The organism is Nonomuraea sp. NPDC003214 (assembly GCF_053590035.1).
In genome coordinates this window covers 136,798-155,790 of the sequence record NZ_JBSFSX010000008.1, presented here as the reverse complement: position 1 = coordinate 155,790, position 18,993 = coordinate 136,798, and the positions used below count along the sequence as shown (strand labels likewise).

22 protein-coding genes are annotated in these 18,993 nt (G+C 72.8%); 12 read left to right on the top strand and 10 right to left on the bottom strand.

Features of this window, described 5'->3' with window-relative positions; translation table 11 throughout:
* Positions 1-33: 33 nt before the first annotated feature.
* Positions 34-639: a TetR/AcrR family transcriptional regulator gene (locus ACWDXC_RS25660; protein ID WP_449986099.1), complete on the bottom strand. Its 606-nt coding sequence runs from the start codon at positions 637-639 to the stop codon at positions 34-36.
* Positions 640-727: 88 nt separating this feature from the next.
* Here ACWDXC_RS25660 and ACWDXC_RS25655 point away from each other — a divergent pair, with 88 nt between their 5' ends.
* From ACWDXC_RS25655 to ACWDXC_RS25640, 4 genes are read left to right on the top strand one after another with little or no spacing between them, the layout of a single operon-like run.
* The gene (locus ACWDXC_RS25655) at positions 728-1,375 is read left to right on the top strand and encodes an FMN-dependent NADH-azoreductase (protein WP_449986097.1); all 648 of its coding nucleotides are present in this window, start codon (positions 728-730) and stop codon (positions 1,373-1,375) included.
* A 3-nt stretch (positions 1,376-1,378) separates the two neighbouring features.
* Positions 1,379-1,699 (top strand): DMT family transporter, encoded by a 321-nt coding sequence (locus ACWDXC_RS25650; protein WP_449986096.1) that lies wholly within the window; start codon positions 1,379-1,381, stop codon positions 1,697-1,699.
* 14 nt (positions 1,700-1,713) lie between these two features.
* Positions 1,714-2,286 carry a helix-turn-helix domain-containing protein gene (locus tag ACWDXC_RS25645; RefSeq protein WP_449986095.1) on the top strand — a complete coding sequence of 191 codons (573 nt, stop codon included), beginning with the start codon at positions 1,714-1,716 and terminating at the stop codon, positions 2,284-2,286.
* Positions 2,283-2,930, top strand: a complete 648-nt coding sequence (locus ACWDXC_RS25640) for a class I SAM-dependent DNA methyltransferase (RefSeq protein WP_449986093.1) — start codon at positions 2,283-2,285, stop codon at positions 2,928-2,930. The genes ACWDXC_RS25645 and ACWDXC_RS25640 overlap by 4 nt, the downstream gene beginning before the upstream one ends.
* Here the strand turns inward: ACWDXC_RS25640 and ACWDXC_RS25635 are convergent.
* Complete coding sequence (locus ACWDXC_RS25635) at positions 2,921-3,805, bottom strand: alpha/beta fold hydrolase (RefSeq protein WP_449986092.1); 885 nt, start codon at positions 3,803-3,805, stop codon at positions 2,921-2,923. The two genes, ACWDXC_RS25640 and ACWDXC_RS25635, sit on opposite strands and share 10 nt — an antisense overlap.
* A 178-nt stretch (positions 3,806-3,983) precedes the next feature.
* Between ACWDXC_RS25635 and ACWDXC_RS25630 the strand changes: the two genes are divergently transcribed.
* The 3 genes from ACWDXC_RS25630 (at position 3,984) to ACWDXC_RS25620 (ending at position 6,798) form a co-directional block, all read left to right on the top strand.
* Entirely contained in the window at positions 3,984-5,135 is a 1,152-nt protein-coding gene (locus ACWDXC_RS25630) for a sensor histidine kinase (protein ID WP_449986090.1), read from the top strand.
* Positions 5,132-5,791 carry a response regulator gene (locus tag ACWDXC_RS25625; RefSeq protein WP_219499082.1) on the top strand — a complete coding sequence of 220 codons (660 nt, stop codon included), beginning with the start codon at positions 5,132-5,134 and terminating at the stop codon, positions 5,789-5,791. Before ACWDXC_RS25630 ends, ACWDXC_RS25625 begins: the two co-directional genes overlap by 4 nt.
* A gap of 80 nt (positions 5,792-5,871) precedes the next feature.
* Positions 5,872-6,798 carry a quinone oxidoreductase family protein gene (locus ACWDXC_RS25620; protein ID WP_449986088.1) on the top strand — a complete coding sequence of 309 codons (927 nt, stop codon included), beginning with the start codon at positions 5,872-5,874 and terminating at the stop codon, positions 6,796-6,798.
* Positions 6,799-6,807: 9 nt separating this feature from the next.
* Here ACWDXC_RS25620 and ACWDXC_RS25615 read toward each other — a convergent pair whose 3' ends face one another.
* The 4 genes from ACWDXC_RS25615 to ACWDXC_RS25600 form a co-directional block, all read right to left on the bottom strand.
* Positions 6,808-8,577 carry a hypothetical protein gene (locus tag ACWDXC_RS25615; RefSeq protein ID WP_449986086.1) on the bottom strand — a complete coding sequence of 590 codons (1,770 nt, stop codon included), beginning with the start codon at positions 8,575-8,577 and terminating at the stop codon, positions 6,808-6,810.
* 24 nt (positions 8,578-8,601) lie between these two features.
* On the bottom strand, positions 8,602-9,204 hold the full coding sequence (locus tag ACWDXC_RS25610) for an isochorismatase family protein (RefSeq protein ID WP_357584910.1): 603 nt from the start codon (positions 9,202-9,204) through the stop codon (positions 8,602-8,604).
* A 67-nt stretch (positions 9,205-9,271) separates the two neighbouring features.
* A complete protein-coding gene (locus ACWDXC_RS25605) occupies positions 9,272-10,258 on the bottom strand; it encodes a GlxA family transcriptional regulator (RefSeq protein WP_364168108.1) in 987 nt (328 codons plus the stop codon).
* A gap of 72 nt (positions 10,259-10,330) precedes the next feature.
* Positions 10,331-11,083 carry a TetR/AcrR family transcriptional regulator gene (locus ACWDXC_RS25600; RefSeq protein ID WP_449986084.1) on the bottom strand — a complete coding sequence of 251 codons (753 nt, stop codon included), beginning with the start codon at positions 11,081-11,083 and terminating at the stop codon, positions 10,331-10,333.
* 73 nt (positions 11,084-11,156) lie between these two features.
* Between ACWDXC_RS25600 and ACWDXC_RS25595 the strand changes: the two genes are divergently transcribed.
* On the top strand, positions 11,157-12,014 hold the full coding sequence (locus ACWDXC_RS25595) for an SDR family oxidoreductase (RefSeq protein WP_449986082.1): 858 nt from the start codon (positions 11,157-11,159) through the stop codon (positions 12,012-12,014).
* 58 nt (positions 12,015-12,072) lie between these two features.
* On the opposite strand, the gene ACWDXC_RS25590 is transcribed toward ACWDXC_RS25595, so the two are convergent.
* Positions 12,073-13,296: a cytochrome P450 gene (locus tag ACWDXC_RS25590; RefSeq protein ID WP_449986080.1), complete on the bottom strand. Its 1,224-nt coding sequence runs from the start codon at positions 13,294-13,296 to the stop codon at positions 12,073-12,075.
* A 217-nt stretch (positions 13,297-13,513) separates the two neighbouring features.
* Between ACWDXC_RS25590 and ACWDXC_RS25585 the strand changes: the two genes are divergently transcribed.
* A complete protein-coding gene (locus ACWDXC_RS25585; RefSeq protein ID WP_449986078.1) occupies positions 13,514-14,704 on the top strand; it encodes an NAD(P)/FAD-dependent oxidoreductase in 1,191 nt (396 codons plus the stop codon).
* 71 nt (positions 14,705-14,775) lie between these two features.
* Here ACWDXC_RS25585 and ACWDXC_RS25580 read toward each other — a convergent pair whose 3' ends face one another.
* The gene (locus ACWDXC_RS25580) at positions 14,776-15,057 is read right to left on the bottom strand and encodes an ArsR/SmtB family transcription factor (RefSeq protein ID WP_308125567.1); all 282 of its coding nucleotides are present in this window, start codon (positions 15,055-15,057) and stop codon (positions 14,776-14,778) included.
* A gap of 208 nt (positions 15,058-15,265) precedes the next feature.
* Between ACWDXC_RS25580 and ACWDXC_RS25575 the strand changes: the two genes are divergently transcribed.
* Positions 15,266-16,234, top strand: coding sequence for a cation diffusion facilitator family transporter (locus tag ACWDXC_RS25575; protein WP_449986076.1), 969 nt, complete (start codon positions 15,266-15,268; stop codon positions 16,232-16,234).
* Between the two features lie 7 nt (positions 16,235-16,241).
* Here the strand turns inward: ACWDXC_RS25575 and ACWDXC_RS25570 are convergent, their stop codons facing one another.
* Positions 16,242-16,832, bottom strand: a complete 591-nt coding sequence (locus tag ACWDXC_RS25570; RefSeq protein ID WP_449986075.1) for a TetR/AcrR family transcriptional regulator — start codon at positions 16,830-16,832, stop codon at positions 16,242-16,244.
* A gap of 90 nt (positions 16,833-16,922) precedes the next feature.
* On the opposite strand from ACWDXC_RS25570, the gene ACWDXC_RS25565 reads away from it, so the two are divergent.
* On the top strand, positions 16,923-17,510 hold the full coding sequence (locus tag ACWDXC_RS25565; RefSeq protein WP_449986073.1) for a hypothetical protein: 588 nt from the start codon (positions 16,923-16,925) through the stop codon (positions 17,508-17,510).
* On the opposite strand, the gene ACWDXC_RS25560 is transcribed toward ACWDXC_RS25565, so the two are convergent.
* Entirely contained in the window at positions 17,507-18,160 is a 654-nt protein-coding gene (locus tag ACWDXC_RS25560) for a TetR/AcrR family transcriptional regulator (protein ID WP_449986072.1), read from the bottom strand. The two genes, ACWDXC_RS25565 and ACWDXC_RS25560, sit on opposite strands and share 4 nt — an antisense overlap.
* Before the next feature lie 74 nt (positions 18,161-18,234).
* Between ACWDXC_RS25560 and ACWDXC_RS25555 the strand changes: the two genes are divergently transcribed.
* Positions 18,235-18,933: a hypothetical protein gene (locus ACWDXC_RS25555; protein ID WP_449986070.1), complete on the top strand. Its 699-nt coding sequence runs from the start codon at positions 18,235-18,237 to the stop codon at positions 18,931-18,933.
* The last annotated feature ends 60 nt before the right edge of the window (positions 18,934-18,993 follow it).

Genomic DNA, 18,993 nt, shown 5'->3' with positions numbered 1-18,993 from the left:
TGCCTAATAGATAGCGGTTGCCTATGGCGGCTGTCAACGCGTCACCCCGTGGGCCAGGCGGGCCAGCGCGGTGGTGATCTGCTCGGGGGTGAGGCCGCGCCGCCGCTGCTCGGCGAACACGTCCGGGCCCAGTGGGGCGAGCAGTGCGTCGACGAGCGCCTCGGGCTCGGGGACCGCCGCCTGGATGAGCAGCGTCCGCACGTGCGCCCGCCAGAACCCGTACGCGCCGGTGGTGAAGCGCAGCTCGCCCTGTTCGGCGCCGAGCACCAGAGAGATGTGGGCTTCGAGCAGGTCGACCATCGCGGCGTAGAAGGCGGCGAGCCGGTCGCCGGGAGGCGCGCCCGGCCCGAGCGGCGGGTCGCCGCGCAGCAGCCGCTCCTGCAGCGCGAACTCGTGCTCGTCCAGCAGCGCCTGGGCGATCGAGACGGTGTCGGGGTAGCGGCGGTAGAGCGTGCCGCGCCCCACGCCCGCGGCCTTGGCGATGTCCTCCATCGTGACGCCGCGCGGGTCGCGGGAGGCGAACAGCTCGGCGGCGGCGGCGAGCACCTTGGCCCGGTTGCGGGCGGCGTCGGCGCGCTCGCGCGGGCGGGCGCCGTCGCCTGCGGGGCGTCCGGTGAGCAGGTCGATGCGGGGCTTCATGCTGCGACTCTACCGCGAAGTGGACATGTCGTCCGCTTCGCTGCTACGGTCAAACCGGACAGAGCGTCCACTTGTAGAGGAGCCCCCGATGACCACGTTGCTGCACCTGGACGCGAGCGCCCGCCGCCGGTCGATCAGCCGCGAGCTGGGCGACGCCTTCGCCGAGTCCTGGCGCGCCGCCCACCCGGACGGCGTCCACGTCAGGCGCGACCTCGCCGCCGACCCCGTGCCGCACATCGGCGAAGCCTGGACCGAGCTGTGCGATCACGTCATGGCCCACGGCATCACCGACCTCGACCGCTACAAGGAGGCCGTGCGGACCCCGGAGCAGGCCGCCGCCTGGGCCGTGGTCGAGCCGCTGCTGGCCGAGCTCGTGGCCGCCGACGTGGTGCTGATCGCCACCCCGATGTACAACTACTCGGTCCCGTCGTCGCTGAAGGCCTGGCTCGACCAGGTGACCTTCCCCCGGATGTCGCTGGCCGGCCGCCGCTTCGTGGTCGCCACCGCCCGAGGCGGGGCCTACGCGCCGGGCGCCCCCAAGGCCCGCTACGACTACCAGGCGCGCTACCTGCGCGACTTCTTCGCCGGCCACTTCGCCGTCGAGGACACCGCCTTCGTCACCGCCGACCTGGCCAACTCCCGGGTCGACCCCCTTCTCGCCGACCGCCGGGCCGAGCACGACGAGCTGTACGCCGCCGCGCTGCGGACCGCGTACGAGCTCGGAAAGGAGTACTGACCGATGAGCTGGCTCATTCTCGGGCTGGCCGGACTGGTCGAGATCGCCTGGGCGCAGAGCATCAAGCCCACCCAGGGCTTCACCAGGCCGCTGCCCACCCTGATCTGCTTCGTCCTCATGGCCGCCGCCGTCTGGCTGCTGTCGTACGCGATGCAGACCCTGCCCGTCGGCACCGCGTACGCCGTCTTCACCGGCATCGGCGCGGTCGGCGCGATCGCCCTCGGGATCGTCGTGCACAAGGATCCGGTGTCGATCGGCCGCATGGCCGCGCTGGCGCTCATCGTCGGCGGCATCGTGCTCGCCCGCGTCACCAGCCCGGAATAGGCACCCACGCGCTGATGAGGACCCTGGCCGAACGGGGGCTCGCCCGCACCACGCTGGTCGACGTCGCGGCGGCGGCCGAGGTGTCGGTGGGCCTGGTGCAGCGCTACTTCCGCTCGAAGGACGAGCTGCTGCTCTTCGGCATCGAGCACGTCTACCGGCGCGTAGGCGAGCGCGTCCGGCAGGTCCAGGTCACCACTCCGGTGCGCGGGTTCGTGATGCTGCTCACGCTCGGCGCCGACGCCGCCCTGCTCGCGGTCCGCGCGCTCGGCGCCGACGTCCCGGCGACGACGCTGAAGCTCGGCCAGCTCGCCCTCGGCGTCGCCGTCATCGCGGCGAGTTACTGGCTGGAGGCCAGGGCCCGGCGGCAGGAAGGCGAACCGGGCAAGGTCCAGCGCTGGCGGGTCAAGGCGATGACCGGCAGTGGCAGCACCGGCGCCCTGATGAGCCTGGCCCTGCCGGCGGCGCTGCTGGAGGTCGCCACCATGCTGCCCTATCTGGCCGCCGTGGGCCTGATCGCCGACGCGGACCTCGGATGGCAGCTCCTGGAGCCTGACGCGCCGGGCATCAACTACAGTCGTCCGCCATGACCGGATCCTCCTCCTACCTGAGCGCGACGGCGGACGCCTACGACGCCGTGGCCGACATCTACGCCGACTTCGTCCGTGACTCGCTCGACCGCCAGCCGCTGGACCGCGCGATCATCGCCGCGTTCGCCGAGCTCGTCCGGGCCGCCGGGCCCCGGCCGGTCGTCGAGGCCGGGTGCGGTCCCGGCTACGTGACGGCGCACCTGCGCGACCTCGGGCTGGACGCGTCCGGCCTCGATCTGTCTCCCGCGCTGATCCGGATCGCCCGCAGGGACAACCCCGGCCTGCGGTTCGAGGTCGCCTCGATGGGGGCCATCGACGTGGCCGACGGCGAGCTGGGCGGCCTGCTCTCCTGGTACTCCCTCATCCACACGCCGCCTGCGGAGCTGCCGCCGTATCTGGCCGAGTTCCGCCGGGTGGTGGCCCCGGGCGGTTACCTGCTGCTCGGCTTCTTCGAGTCCGACGGCGGGCCGGTGTCGCAGTTCGACCACAAGGTCACGCCTGCCTACCGGTGGCCGATCGACGAGCTGGCGGGCCTGGCCCGCAAGGAGGGGTTCGTCGAGGTGGCGCGGATGTCGCGCGAGCCGGTGGAGGGCGAGCGGTTCCGCCACGGCCGCCTGCTGATGGTCAGGCCCGATCACGCCTGACGCGCGGCCTGCTCGGTGACGCGCTCGACGGCCTGGACGACGACGCCGGGCTGGTCGACGTAGATGTGGTGGCCGCTGTCCTCGGCGGTGCTCAGCCTGGCGTCGCCGGACAGCGCGAGCCAGGCGCGCTGCCCGGCGGTCCACGCCCGCTCCAGGCGCGGCCCGTACTCGGGAAGCGCGGCGAGATACGGCTTGCCGTGCTGGATCACCTCCACCGGGATGTCGCCCGCGGACCTGACCGGGCCGTCGGCCATGACGAGCTTCTCCGGGTTCTCGCCCCGGAACATCGCCAGGTTCTGCGCGCGCAGCTCGGCGGCCGGGCCGGTGGCCGACTCGGGGATGGCCTTGGCGATGTCGGCCGCCATGGTGGGCGGGGTGGCGTCCATCAGGACCAGCCCCTTGACCCTGTCGCGGTGGTCGGGGGCGTACCTGGCGGCGATCAGCCCGCCCAGCGAGTGCCCGGCGAGGACGACCGGGGCGTCACCGGCGACGCGGTCGAGCACGCCGGTGAGGACCTTCCCCGTGCCGGCGAAGCTCTGCGGGCCGTCCGGCGGGTCGCTCGCCCCCGCGCCGAGCCGGTCGTAGGAGCAGACCCGGTTCCGCTCGCTCAGCGTCTTCTGGAGGGCGGCCAGCTTGTCGAGCCCGTCGCCGCCGCCGTGCATCAGGACGACGACCGGGCCGCCCTTGTCCGGGTCGCCCGAGCACGACACGTTCACCGACCGGCCCGCGACCTGGATCTTCTCGACCCCGGAGGGCGGGGCGGCCGCGAGGGGGTCCCAGTTCTCCAGCGCGTCGCCGCCGCAGCCGGCCGCGCCCGCGCCGAGCACGGCGCAGCACAGCGCGGCCACGACGGATGACTTGATCTTGCCGGGCATGTGGTCCTCCAGTGGGGGGATTCGGATCGCGTCGCAACGCTACGGAGCGGGCGCCTGGAGATCGTCCCCGTGCGGTGGACATTCGCCGGTAGCTCGCAGGAGCTACCCCCGGATGTCCACCCTGTGGTGACGAACCGAGGCCGCCGGGTCCCTAGGGTTTGCGCATGAGGGAGTCGTCATGACAGGTCCACGGCGCATCACGGACCTGTGGCGGCGGTGCGACGTCGTGGTCCGGGACTTACCGTTCGCGCTGCTGATGGCCGTCGCCTCGCTCCTGCCGGGACTCCACGGCAAGGGGACGCAGGTCGGCGAGCTGCCGGCCCGGCCCGTCGACGAGGCGGCGTTCGTGGTGCTCGCCCTGGAGTGCCTGCCGCTCGCCGTGCGGCGCCGCCTGCCGGCGGTGAGCGTGGCACTGGTGGCGCTCGGCTTCGCCCTCGACCAGCTCCACGCCTATCACTTGTTCGCGAGCAACACGATGCCCATAGCCCTCATCAGCGCGGGCGCCCACCTGGAGCGCCACCGCCGCGTCACCGTGATCCTCCTCTCCCTGGCGTACGTGCCGCTCGCGATCACGCTCGCCCGGCTGGGCGCGACCGAGAGTGTGGAGGGGTACGTGGTCTTCTACCTGTCCCTGGTCCTCACCTGGTGCATCGGGGCCTGGCTGCGCTCAACCCGCGCCGCCGAGGCCGAGCACCGCCGCCACGTCGCCGAGGCCACCCGCGCCGCCGAACGCACCCGCATCGCCCGCGAGCTCCACGACGTCGTGACGCACCACGTGACGGCGATGGTCGTGCAGGCCGAGGCGGCCCGCTACCTGACGGCCGCGCCCGATCGGCTCGACGCGACGCTGAGCGCCGTCACCGACACCGGCCGGCGGGCCATCGCCGACCTGCGGCACATGCTCGACCTGCTCAAGGCCGATCACGACACCCACGTCGGCCTGCCGCCGGCCGGTGAGCTCCGCGCGCTCGTGGAACAGACCCGCCGGGCCGGGCAGCCGGTGGAGCTCGCAGAGGAGGGCAGCCCGGCGGAATCGGCGGGCAGCGCCGAGCTGGTCGCCTATAGGGTCGTCCAGGAGGCTCTGACGAACGCTCTCAAACACGCCCACGGCACCCCCACCACGGTCCGGGTGCGCCACGGCGAGAAGGAGATCAGCGTGGAGGTCACCACCGGCGGCCCCGGCTCCGGCGGCGTCTCTCCCGGCGGGAGCGGGCGGGGCCTGGCGGGGCTCCGCGAGCGGGTGGAGGCACTGGGCGGCGAGTTCGACGCCCGCCGGCAGGCGGGCGGTTTCGTGGTACGGGCCCGCGTCCCCGCAGGCGGGCGGTCGTGAGCGCGCCGATCCGGGTCCTGGTCTGCGACGACCAGGCGCTGATCCGCACCGGCTTCGCGACGATCATCGGCGCGCAGCCGGACATGGAGGTGGTGGGCGAGTGCGGCGACGGCCGCGTCGCGGTCGACCTCGCCCGCCGGCTGAGTCCCGGCGTCGTGGTGATGGACGTGCGGATGCCGGTGCTCGACGGCATCGAGGCGACCCGCCTGCTGGCCGGCGCCGGGGTCGCCGATCCGGTCAAGGTGCTGGTGGTGACGACGTTCAACCTGGACGAGTACGTCTACGAGGCGCTGCGCGCGGGGGCGAGCGGGTTCCTGCTCAAGGACGCGCCGCCGGCTCAGCTCCTGCACGGCATCCGCACGGTCGCCTCGGGTGCAGCGCTGCTGGCGCCCGAGGTGACGCGGCGGCTCGTCGGCAGGTACGCGTCCCGGATCCGCCCCGCCGAAGGGGGCCCCGACGACAGCGCGCTGACCCCGCGCGAGCTGGAGGTGCTGCGTCTCATCGCAGACGGGCGGTCCAACAGCGAGATCGCCGCCACGCTGGTGATCAGCCAGGAGACGGTCAAGACGTACGTGTCGCGCATCCTGACCAAGCTCGGCCTGCGTGACCGCGTGCAGGCGGTGGTCTACGCCTACCGCAGGGGACTGGTGACCTGAGACCCTCGCGCGAAAGTTTGGATTACCAACTACTATGACGAGTGGTTGGTAAAGCAAACCATTTACCGGAGGTAACGCCCATGCACGCAGCCGTCATCCAGGCAGCCGATGCCCCGCCGGTCTACCGCGACCACCCCGCCCCCGAGCCGCGCCACGGCGACGAGCTGGCCGTCGAGGTCCTCGCCGCCGGGCTGCACCACCTGACCAGGGCCAAGGCGAACGGCTCCCACTACTCCGGCGACGCCGCGTACCCGCTCGTCCCCGGCGTCGACGGCGTGGTGCGCGACCAGGAGGGCAACGTCCGCTACGCGGTGCTGGACGACACCCCGCTCGGCACGTTCGCCGACCGCACCCTCATCGACCCCCGCCGCAGCGTGATCCTGCCCGACGGCATCGACCCCGTACGCATCGCCGCCGCGATGAACCCGGCCATGTCGTCCTGGGTGGCGCTGCGCCGGCGCGTCGACTTCCACGCCGGGCAGCGCGTCCTCGTCCTCGGCGCCACCGGCAACGCCGGGCGGATGGCGGTCCAGATCGCCAAGCTGTTCGGCGCCGCCCACGTCATCGCCGCCGGCCGTGACGCCGCCCGGCTGAGCGCGCTGACCGTGCTCGGCGCCGACGAGACGATCACCTTCGACGAGGTCGGCCGCGCCGCCGACGTCGACGTGGTCATCGACTACGTGTGGGGCGAGCCCGCCGCAGGGGCCATGATCCCGATGCTCGTCGCCCGCGCCGACCGCACCGTCCCGCTGACCTGGATCCAGATCGGCTCCGTCGCCGGCCCCACCGCGCCGATCCCCGCCGCGGCGCTGCGCTCGGCCCGCCTGCGGATCGTCGGCAGCGGCATCGGCTCGGTCCCCGCCCGCGACATCCTCGCCGAACTGCCCGAACTCGCCTCGGCGGTGACCGAGGGAGCCATCGACGTACGGGCCCGCGCCGTCCCCCTCGCCCGGATCGGCGAGGTCTGGACGGAGGAGACCGGCGACCGCATCGTTCTCGTCCCCTGACCGCCGAGCTCACGACTTCAGCTTGAGCCGCTTCTTCGACGTGCCCGGGAACACCACGACCAGGTGGTGCTCCTCCCCGGCGCGGTCGACCCGGACGTGGACGCGGAGCCGGTAGCGGCCCTTGCCGGCGATCGCCAGGTTCGGCATCGGGGCGCCCGCGCCCACCTCGCCGCCGTCCTTCTCCGGCACGGTGAGCCGGCCGCTGCGGCTGACGAGCGGCACCTCGGTGACCTGGTCCCACTTGGCCGTCCGCCGTGGTGGCGCGCTGCGGAAGGCCTTCACCGTGAGACACAGGTCCGAGACGTCCGCGACGTGGCCGACGAGCGCGGCGGTGTCGGCCACCCCGATGCCGCCGCTGTCGTCGTACACCCGGTCCATCGCCAGCTCCGCCGCCTCCTCGAAGGCTTCGTCCCCGGGGTCGTGGACCAGGTAGCCGGCATCGCCGTCGACGAACAGGAAGTATTTGGCCGTGGCCTGGACGACGCCCTTCTTCCGGGGCCACGGGTCGCGGCACTTCGCGTTCTCCTCGGCGACATAGGCGTCGTACGCCGCCTCCGTCTCCTCGGCCGACCGCAGCAGCTCGGGATGGGTGGTGCCGACGATCTCCGGGCAGACGTAGACGAGTTCCCGCGGGTCCGCGCCCCAGCCGGCCCGCGCGCTCCCCGCCTCCGTGAGGATCGCCACCCGCTCCTCCGGGCTCGTCGCCCGGCACAGCGCCCGCCCGTACGCGAGAACTGCCTGGTCCGACAGGCTGTCCGGGAACATGGGCGGGACTCCGCCCAGCGTGTTCCGCGCCTGGCAGAGGAACGCGGCCTCACGCTCCGCGGGTTTCAGATCGCCGAAGTCGCGGTGGTCGTAGCAGTCCGGCGTCCAGCCGGTATAGGTGAGATGCGCGTTCTGCTCCGGCTGGATCGTCGCCATGACCGGCAGGACGACCACGGCCGCCACGGCGACGCGGATCGCCCGGTGCACGCCGGGCCGGTGGTCCGCCAGGCGTTCCCCGGTGGGCAGCTCGCGGGCGGTCGCCGCGTGCCACACGACGCTGACGAGCCCCAGCGCGTCCATGACGATCGAGGTCACCAGAGTGCCACCGAAGGAGTCCGCGACGTACAGGTAGAGCGGGATCGCCAGCACAGGGACGCCCATCGACGACCACCCGGCGACCAGCGTGCCGCGGCTCCACCGGCCGTCGCGCCACTGCCCGACGACGGTGAGCAGGGTCGCCGCCACCGCGCACAGCGTCAGCAGGGGGAAGCCGTCCGGCACGACCTCCGGCAGGCCGAACTCGTCGAGCACCCGGTCGGCCATGCCGGCCAGCACGACCGCGAACATCACCCCGGTCGCCACGCGCAGCACGCGGGACCGCCAGCGGATGACGAGCAGGTAGAGGACGTGGATCGCGGTCCACAGCACGAGCTGGAACACCGCGTCCACCTCGTCGGGGAGCAGCGCGATGGGCCACCACAGCACGATCGCGTCGGCCACCCCCACATACAGCAGCCGGCGCAGCGCCTTCGCCCGGCGGTCCAGCGGTCCCGGCACGGGGGCGCGCAGGATCAGCCACAGGAACGCTGCCTTCACCACGGCGGCGACGAGCAGCGCCACCGTGGTCGCGGTGTCGAACCCCGCGTCCCCGTAGAAGTCCCCGTAGTACGGCGGCTTCCATTCCGCGGCCACCCAGAGCCACGCGTCGCCGAGCACCAGTCCCGCGGCCGCCGCCACGAGAACCAGGCTGACGATCCCGATCCTGGCGATCCGCCATAAGCCATCCGGAAGCATGGCACGCGATCTTAACGGCGGGCGTCAGTCCGGGAGGTCGTCGGCGGTGGCGACCACGACGCCGAACAGGTCGGCGATGGTGGTCAGGCTGCCGGCCTGGAGCGTCTCGGCAGGCACGACCTCGCCCGAGGGCGCCGTCAGAGGCCGCGTGGCGGTGGTGTCGGCGACGACGGCAGGCCGGAAGCCCAGGTTGAACGCGCCCTGGGCGGTGAAGGTGACGCACATGTGGGTCATGAACCCGGCCAGGATCAGATCCGGCCCCGCCTGCGCCTGGCGGAGCACGTCCTCCAGCCGGGTCTGGTGGAAGGCGTTGGGGAAGCCCTTCACCACGACCTCCTCGCCGTCGATCGGGGCCACCTCGTCGCAGATCGCCCCGATCCAGGCGCGGATGTCGTACGGGGTGCCCTCGCCGCCGTCGTTGACCACGTGGATCACCCGGGTGCCGGCGGCGCGGGCCCGCTCCAGCAGCCGGGCCCCGGCGGCCAGCGCCCGATCGGCGCCGGGCAGCGCCATGACGCCGGAGCGGTACGTGTTCTGGTAGTCGATCAGGATCAGCGTGGACTCGGCGAGCCTCGGCGGCCGGTTGTCCAGGCCGATGACCTCGCGCAGGGTGGTAGAAGCATGCATTACTGATTTCCTTTCCATGAAATATGGGAACCCCGCCCGGCCGTACGGGCTCAGGAGGGTGATGGGGTCAGGCGGCGGCGCGGAAGCGCCGGCGGTAGGCCGCCGGGGTGGTGCCGAGCTGCCGGCGCAGGGCGCGGTGCAGAGTCTGCGCCGAGCGGAGCCCGCAGGCCGCCGCGACCTGGTCGAGGGACTGGTCGGTGGTCTCCAGCAGGCGGCGGGCCTCCTCCACCCGCGCCGCCTCGACATAGGCCGCCGCGGTGGTGCCGGTCTCCTGCCGGAACACGCGGGCGAAGTGCCGTTCGCTCAGCCGCATCCGCTCCGCGAGCGCGCCCGCCGACAGGTCCTCGGCCAGGTGTTCGGCGATCCACAGCCGCAGCTCGTCGATGTCCCGTCGCGCGGTGGGGGCCTGCCGCATCGGCACGCTGAACTGGCTCTGCCCGCCCTGCCGCTTGCGGTACACCACCAGTTGCCGGGCGACCTCCAGCGCCAGAGCCTCGCCGTGGTCCTCGGCCACCAGCGCCAGCGCCAGGTCCATGCACGCGCTGATCCCGGCGCCCGTCCACACGGAGTCGCTGGACCTGACGAAGATCGGATCGGGGTCCACCGTCACGGCCGGGTGATCGGCCGCCAGCCGGGCCGCCGTGGACCAGTGCGTGGTGGCGGTCAGGCCGTCCAGCAGCCCGGCCGCCGCCAGGATGTGCGCGCCGACGCACACCGACGCCACCCGCCGGGCGTGCGGGGCGGTGCTCCGCACCCAGGCCACCACTTCGGGGTCGATCCGGGGGATCGGCCCCTCGCCGGACAGCTCGACCGCGCCGGGCACCACGAGCGTGTCCACCTCCCCGCCGACCTCGGCGAACGTGAGGTCGGTGTCCAGCCGCACCCCGGCGGAGGTCGTCACCGTGCCGCCCTGGGGGCCGGCCAGCCGCACCCGGTACGCCGCCCGGCCCGGCGCCTGGCGGTTGGCCAGCGCGAAGACCTCGGCGGGACCCGTGACGTCCAGCAGGTCCACGTCGGGGAACACGGCGATGACCACACGGTGCAGATCGGACATACGTCTCATTGTTGCCGTGGCTTCCGGTGGCGGCAATGACGAGTCACTGTCAGATCCGGCCATGCGTCTCGCTCAGCCGTCCCGCCGGGCCATCGCGGTGATCCCGTCGAGCAGGGCGCGCAGGCCGAGGTCGAACGCGTTCGCCGCCGCCCTGGCCGCGTTGCGGTCGAAGCCGCCGTCCCGCCAGGCCTGGGTGATCGCCGGATAGCGCGCCTGGTCGAAGAGGGTCTCCCAGAACACCTGGCGGGCGGCCCACCAGTCTTCGGCGGACTGGCCGCTGACCCGTTCGGCATGGGTGTGCTCGGCCAGCGTGGCGGCCGCGGCGTCGACGAAGGTGACGATGGAGTCGGTGGCCGCGGCGCTCTCGGCGGCGGTCAGCCCGGTCCCGGCCAGGGCGGCCAGCAGGAACTCGCTCCTGGCGAGCAGCCCGGGGCCGAGCGGCGGCCGTACGGTCGAGACCATGCGCAGCCACGGGTGGCGTTCGTGCAGGGCGACGGTCTGGGCGGCGTAGTGCTCGATCCGGTCACGCCATGAGCCCGATCGGGTGAGGTCGAGCTCCTGCCAGGCGGCGTCCACCATCAGGTCGACCAGCTCGGCCTTGCCGGGCACGTGGGTGTAGAGCGTCATCGTGCCGACGCCGAGCGACGCGGCGAGCCGGTCCATGGTCATGGCGGCGAGCCCGTCGCGGTCCGCCAGCTCCAGGCCCGCGGCGACGATCTTGTCCAGGGAGACCTTGGGCGGCCGGCCGCGGCCCGATCGCGCCTGCGGGGCACGCCAGAGCAGGCGCAGGGACTCCCGGGGATCTCCGCCGCCGCTGCGTTCCATCAAGCCTCCCTATTTTCCGTAGATGGTACGTTATTGTTTAATCGTAGGTCGTACGGAAAATAGAGGAGTGCATGTGCGCGTGCTGGTGACCGGGGCGACCGGGAACGTGGGGCGGCAAGTGACAGCGGGCCTGATCCAGGCCGGGATCGAGGTACGGGCCCTGACCAGGGACCCGGCGCGGGCCGAGCTGCCCGGAGCCGAGGTGGTGCAGGGGGATCTCACCAAGCCGGAGACCGTGCCGTTCGACGGCGTGGACCGGATGTTCCTCTTCCCCGAGCCGTCGACGGCGAAGGAGATCGTCGAACGAGCCGAGCGGGCGGGCGTACGGCGGATCGTCGTGCTCTCGTCGGGCGCGGTCACCGGCGGCTTCGACACGACCTTCCATCCGCTGGTCGAACAGGCCGTCGAGGACTCCGGCCTGGAATGGACCCACCTGCGGCCGGGGGAGTTCGCGGCCAACAAGCTCGCGCTGTGGGGGCCGTCGATCCGGGCCGAGCGGCTCGTGCGGGACGCCAACCCGGACGCCGCCTGGTTCCCCGTGCACGAGCGGGACGTCGCCGACGTGGCGCTGAAAGCCCTGCTGGAGGACGGGCACCACGGCAAGGCGTACGACATCAACGGCCCCGAGCTGATCAGCCTGCGCGACCAGGTCAGGGCCATCGCCGACGCGCTCGGCGATGAGGTCGGGTTCGAGGAGGTCAGTCCGGAGGAGGCGCGCGAGATCTACCTGCGGATGGGCGGGTTCGCCGCCGAGGCCGCGGACTTCCTGCTGGGGTTCACCGACTACGACGGCAACCCGGCCGACCCGGCGGACAGCCAGGACTTCGACCCGAGCTCCCTGGGCCCGCTGCCCACCGCGCAGGCCGTGACGGGCAAGCCGCCGCGGACGTTCGCGCAGTGGGCGCGGGACCGGGTCGAGGACTTCCGCTAGGAGGACTCCGGAGCTCGGGGCGGGGTGACGGCGCGGTCTGCGCGCATCATGGCCGGGCTCACCAGGTGACCGGGAGCTCGTGAAGGCCGTACACGACGGCGTCGGACTTGAACGGCAGATCCTCGGCCCGGACGGCGAGCCGCAGGGCGGGGATACGGCGGAACAGCGTGTCGAAGACGATCTCCAGCTCCAGCCGGGCCAGGTTCTGGCCGAGGCACTGGTGGGGCCCGAAGCCGAAGGCGAGGTGGTGGCGCGCCCCGCGCTCGATGTCCAGCCTGTCCGGGTCCTCGAACACCGCCGGGTCCCAGTTCGCCGACAGCGTCGAGACCACGACGCCCTCGCCGGCCCTGATCGTCACCCCGCCGATCTCCACGTCCTCGGTGCTCACCCGGGAGGTGACCCCGTCGGCGATGGTGAAGTAACGCAGCAGCTCCTCCACGGCCAGGGGCGTCCGGCCCGGGTCGGCCTGGATCAGGGCCAGTTGGTCCGGATGGCCGAGCAGCCCGAACACCCCGAGCGAGATCATGTTCGCCGTGGTCTCGTGCCCTGCGGTCAGCAGCAGGAAGGCGAGGCTCACCAGGCCCGGGTGGTCGACCTCGCCGTCCTGGCGCTGCCGGGCGATCTGCCGGCTGAACAGGTCGTCGCCGGGCTCCGACTCCTTGCGGGTGATCAGGTCGTCGATGTAGGCGCGCAGCTCGCCGAAGGCCCGCGCGCGGTCTTCGAGCGAGGTGCGGCTCACCATCATGCCGGTGCGGCTCTGGAAGAAGTCATGATCGGTGTACGGGACGCCGAGCAGTTCGCAGATCACCAGGGAGGGCACCGGCAGCGACAGTGCCTGGACGAGGTCGACCGGCCGCCGGCCGGCGGCGAGCATGGCGTCGACGAAGTGGTCGACGATGGCCTGGATCCTCGGGCGCAGCGCGGTCAGCCGCCTCAGGGTGAACTCGCCGATCACCGGGCGGCGGACCGCCGAGTGTTCGGCGCCGTCCAGGCCGAGCATCAACGGCGGCTGGCTGCGGAGCTGCCGCAGGGTCGTCTCGTCCAGCGTGAAGAGCGGGAAGCCCGGCTTGCGCTTGTCAGAGGAGAAACGGGGGTCGGCGAGGACGGCACGGCCGGCCTCGTACCCGGCCACCCACCACGCCTCGCCGCCACTGGCCAACTCGATCCTGCTGATCGGCGCCTGCTCGCGCAGCCGTTCGTAGGCGGGGGGCGGGGCGAACGGGCAGCCGCGTTCGACCGGCAGCCTGAGGCCGGCGAGTTCGCCGGCAGCGCTCTTCGTCATGAAGGACCTCCAGGGTTCGGTGTTCACCGCAGGGTGAGCGCGATCCCGGTCCTGCGCCAGGTCGACCGCAACTCCCCGCTTCACGCACAAGGCGCCGGCGCCCGCCGTCGTGTGACACCCGGGGCCGGTGGCGCAGGTCACAGGAGCGCGCTGTCACAAAGTCCCGGACGGCGGCGCCGCATGGTCGTCAGGACGCCGCATTTACAGGAGCACCCACATGAAGCACCGCATCGTCGTCCTCGGCGCCGGCTACGCCGGGGCCTACGTGGCCGGGAACCTGGCCCGCCGGCTGTCCCCGAAGGACACCCGGATCACCGTGGTCAACGCCGTGCCGGAGTTCGTCCAGCGCATGCGGCTGCACCAGCTCGCGGCCGGCCGGGCCGTCGAAGCCCCGAAGCTGGCCGACGTCTTCTCCGGCACCGCGATACGCCTGCGCCTGGCCCAGGTCACCGCCGTCGACGCCGAGCGCCGCGTCGTCGCCCTCGCCGGCGGCGACGAACTCGGCTACGACACCCTGGTGTACGCGCTCGGCAGCCAGGGGAACGTCGAAGCCGTTCCCGGCGTGGCCGAGCACGCCTACGACGTCGCCGCCCGGCCCTCGGCGCTGCGCCTGCGCGAACGCCTGGACGGCCTGGATCGCCCCGGCGGGGGCGGGCGCGTGGTGGTCATCGGCGACGGGCTGACCGGCATCGAGACCGTCACCGAGCTCGCCGAAGCGCGGCCCGGCCTGTCGGTGACGCTCGTCGCCCGCGGCGAGCTGGGCGCCCGGCTCTCCGGCGGGGCCCGCCGCCACCTGCGCCAGGCGTGCGCCCGGCTGGACATCGCCGTCCTGGAGCACACCGCCGTCGAAGCCGTCGAGGCGACGCGGGTGCGGTGCGCCGACGGCACCGCTCTGGCGTCCGACGTGACCGTGTGGACGGCCGGGTTCGCCGTCAGCCCTCTCGCTGCCGCCGCCGGGCTGGAGGTCGCCGGAAACGGTCAGATCATCGTCGATCGGACCATGCGCTCGGTCTCTCACCCGGACGTCTACGCCGTCGGCGACAGCGCCCACGCCATCGCCGACAACGGCCGGCCGCTGCCCATGTCCTGCGCCTCGGCCGGCTTCACCGGCCGGCAGGCCATCGAGGCGATCGTGGCCCGCCTGACCGGCCGCCCGGTCGCGCGCACCAAACTGGTCTACTCCTACAACCACATCAGCCTCGGGCGGCGGGACGGCATCCTGCAGCTGGTCGACGACGAGGGCCGCGCGAAGCCGGCGTACACGGGCGGTCGGAAGGCCCTGCGCGTCAAGGCGGGCATCCTCAGGATGTCGCTCTGGGCCACCTCCCACCCCACCTACGGCATCCCCAAGCGCAAACACCGCCTGGCCGCCGTACCCGGCACGATCCCGGCGAAGGCGCTCGCCTGACCGCCCCACCAGCACGATCACGGCGAAGGCGCTCGCCCGACCGCCGCACCGGCCGTCGCCCGTGGTGGGCGTCAGTCGTGGCGGGGGATGCCGGAGACCTCGTGGTCGGCGTGGAAGAGCGCCTCGCCGATCAGGGCGCGGACGTGCGCGTCGCGGGCCCGGTACAGCACCCGGCGGCCGTCGCGCCGGGTCTGCACGAGCCCGGCGAGGCGGAGCTTGGCCAGGTGCTGGGAGACCGAGGGCCGGGCCACGCCGATCGAGGCGGCCAGCGAGCCGACGTCGAACTCGCCGGTCGACAGCAGCCACATCAGCCGGAGCCGGGTGGCGTCGCTGAGCATGCGGAACGCCTCCACCGCGGCCTCCACTTGCGCGCCCGTGGGTTGTTCCTGCGCAGGGGTCGCACCTGATTCGTTGTCGCGTGCGTACATGACTACATATAATCCGCCGAAACGGGTCGCAGGCAAGTGAGGCACGCGAATGGCGCATCCAACGTCCCCCCAGCACGGGCACGGTCATGGGCACGGGCACGGTCATGGTCATCAGCGCGGGTTCAGGAGGCTGGTGGCGAGGGCCCGTCACCTGGTCACCCCGCACAGCCACGACAGTGCGGACAAGACGGACACCGCGCTGGAGTCCAGCAACCGGGGCATGCGCGTCCTGGGCATCTCGTTCGCCGCGTTGATCGCCACCGCGCTCGTCCAGGCGGTGATCGTGTCGCTGTCCGGGTCGGTGGCGCTGCTGGGCGACACGCTGCACAACTTCGCCGACGCGCTGACCGCGGTGCCGCTGGCGATCGCCTTCTCCCTGGGGCGCCGGGCGGCCACCCGCCGCTTCACCTACGGCTACGGCAGGGCGGAGGACCTGGCCGGGGTTGTCATCGTGCTGCTGATCGGAGCCTCGGCTGCGCTGGCCGGATACGAGGCCGTCAAGCGGCTGATCGACCCGGCGGACATGCGGGCGCTGGGCCTGGTGGCCGCCGCCGGCGTGGTCGGGTTCCTGGGCAACGAGTGGGTCGCCCGCTACCGGATCAGGGTGGGCCGGGAGATCGGCTCGGCGGCGCTGGTGGCCGACGGCCTGCACGCCCGCACCGACGGCTTCACCTCGCTGGCCGTGCTGCTGGGGGCGGGCGGGGCGGCGCTCGGGTTTCCGCTGGCCGACCCGATCGTGGGCCTGCTGATCACCGTGGCGATCTGCTTCGTGCTGCGCGACGCCGCCCGCGAGATCTACCACCGGCTGATGGACGCGGTCGACCCGGAGCTGATCAGCCGGGCGGAGGACATCCTGGCGGCGGTCCCCGGCGTGGAGCGCGTCGGGGCGGTACGGCTGCGCTGGGTCGGTCACGCGCTGCGGGCCGAGGTCGAGATCGGGGTACGTCATGACGCCTCGCTCATCGAGGCGCACGGCGTCGCCGTGGAGGCCGAGCACCGCCTGATCCACGAACTGCCGAGGCTGCGCGCGGCGACGGTCCACGCCGATCCGGACGGCCCGGCCGGGACCGATCACCACGCCGTCCTCCTCGCGCACCGGTAGGAACCCCTCACGGAGGTTCGGCGTCGCGGAGCGCCTGGGCGACGGTGGCGGCGACCGTCTCGGCGAGGGCCGGGAGCGTGTCCCGGTTCTCCATCAGGAGGAACAGCCAGGCGAAGACGGGGCCGAGGAGCAGTGCGTGGGCCACGGCGGGGTCGGGGCGGCGGGGGAGTTCGCCGCGAGCGACCGCCCGGTCCAGGATCTCGATGATGCAGGTGCGTTCGGCGGTGACGAAGCCGGCGGCGAACCTGGCGGCCAGGGCCCCGTCGGCGTGCACGTCGGCGAGCAAGCCGGGGATCACTCCTGGCGGGGGTGTGGCGAGGTTGGCGACGATGTCGCGGGTGACCGCCGCCAGGTCGCCGGCCAGGGAGCCGGTGTCCGGGGGAGCGGTCAGCTCCAGGTCGTGCATGACCGCCGCGAAGATCATTTCCTGCTTGGTGGCGTACCGGCGGTAGATCGCGGCCTTGCCCACCCCGGCGCGGGTGGCCACCGCGTCCACCGTGAGCTGGGCATAGCCCTGTTCGGCCAGGAGGGCGCGCGTCGCGGCGGCGAGGGCCTGGTCGACCCGGCCCTCCCGAGGGCGGCCCAATGGTTGGCTCATGAGCCTCAGCCTATTACGGAACCGATGTACCCGTAATGTGGCGCAGCCGACATTGCGCCTGGGTGGAGGCGGGTTCCATGATAAGGAACTATGAGTTCCGATACTTCGCGTTCCGTAAAGAGCGGCACGCCCACGCTCGCCCGCCGCCTCATGCCCGCCCCCGACGCCGCCGAACGCCATTCGATCGTGATCGACGCGCCCCCGTCCCGGGTCTGGGAGGCCATCGGCAACGTGAAGGCCACGGACCTGCGCCTCGCCAAGCCGCTGTTCGCCGCCCGCAACCTGCTCTCTCGCGTACGGAACGGGCACGCCCAACGCGACATACCCGACTTCATCCCCCTCGCCGAGGACCCCGGCCGCGAGGTGGTCCAGGGCGTGATCGGCCAGTGGTGGCGGCTGGGCCGGGCGCAGAACGTCGGCTCCGTCGACGGGCTCGACGCCTTCCGCGCCTTTGACCGGCCCGGCTACGCGAAGGCCACGTTCAGTTTCCTGCTGGAGGACGCCGGCGACGGCCGGACCCGGCTCGTCACCGAGACCCGCATCCAGGCGACCAGCCCGGACGCGCGCCGGGCGTTCCTGCGGTACTGGGTGGTGATCCGGCTGGGGAGCGGATTCGTCCGCCGCGTCATGCTCGCCGCCGTCCGCGCCCGCGCGCTCAAGCAGGACGGGCAGTCCTAACGCGTGGCGTACGCGCGGATGAAGGCATGGGCGCCTGAGGTCATGATCCTGTGGATGCGCTCGGGGTCGGCGGTGGCCGGGTCGGGCTGGTCGTTGTACGCCAGCAGGATCGTCAGGGCGGAGAGATGGCCGGCGGCCGCCCGCGGATCGTCGGTGTCGAGGAGCCCCGCCTTCGCGAAGTGGGCGAGGCGGTCGGCCAGGGCGTCTTCGGCGGACCCGGTCACGACGTCGTCCTGGCTGCCCGGCTCCCGCCAGCGTCGCTGGGCGACGAGCGCGAACGCGGCGGCGTAGTCGGGGGAGCCGACCAGCGTCCGGCCGAGCTCGACGACGAGCGCGGTGATCGCCTCCTGCAGCGCGGGGACCGTGGTGATGGTCCCGTCCCCGGGGAGGTGCTGGTCCAGGGCGCGCTGGACCGAGGCGTTCAGCGTGTCGGAGGTCTCGGCCAGGATGGCCAGGAACAAGCGGTTCTTGTCGCCGAAGTAGTCGTAGACCGTGCGCTTGGAAACCCCGGCGCGCGCCGCCACGGCGTCCATGCTCACGCTGTCCACCCCCTGACGGGCGAACAGCTCGCGCGCGGCCGAAATGATCGCCGCCCGCTTCTCCTGGTCGCCTTCGCGTACCTGCTTGCCCGGCCTCATGGCGTTTCCCACAGCCCCACACTACACCGTACAGTGTGGAGCTACACTGCACGGTGTAGTGTGCTGCCGTCCTGAGGAGGACACCCATGCCGCAGGCGCCGACGTTCATCGGCAGGCTCGCCCATACAGTCATGGGCCGCCGCGCCCGCGCTCTCGGCCTGGCCGAACCCGCCCCGGGATTCGTCGAGGTGGACCTGCGCGCCGAAGCGCCGCCCGGCGGCTGGCAGCCCGGCCACGAGATCCAGGTCCGCGCCACCCCCACCCAGGGCCGCCGCTACACCGTGCGGACGGTACGCGCCCACGACCCCGAACACGTCACCGTCCTGGCCGCCACCAGCGCCGACGGCCCCGGCACCCGCTGGATCCTCGGCCTGCGCGCCGGCGCCGAGTTCACCGTGCTGACCGGACGACACCGGCCCCTGTACTTGCACGGAACCCCACGCCTCTTCCTCGGCGACGGCTGCACCCTCGGCACCATCGACGCCTACGCCGGCACGGAGGACCTCGTCGTCGTCGAAGTGCCCCCCGACGCCGTGCGCCCCCTCGCCGGCCCCCGTCCCCGCTACCGCTTCCTGCCCGCCGGGCCGGCCCCGGGTGACGCGCTCCAGGACTGGCTCGAACACGCCGCCGAGGACGGCGAACTCGCCCGCGTCCACGGCGCAGTGCTCCTCGGCCACGCCCAATCCCTCCAGCGCCAGCGCCGCACGCTCGTCGACCACGGGATCCTGCCCCGCCGCGCCATCACCACCAAGCCGTACTGGGCCACCGGCAAACGAGGTCTATGAGCTCAGGCGATTCCCACGCGGGCCAGAAGTGCGGTCAGCGGGCAGGGCACGAGACGGCTG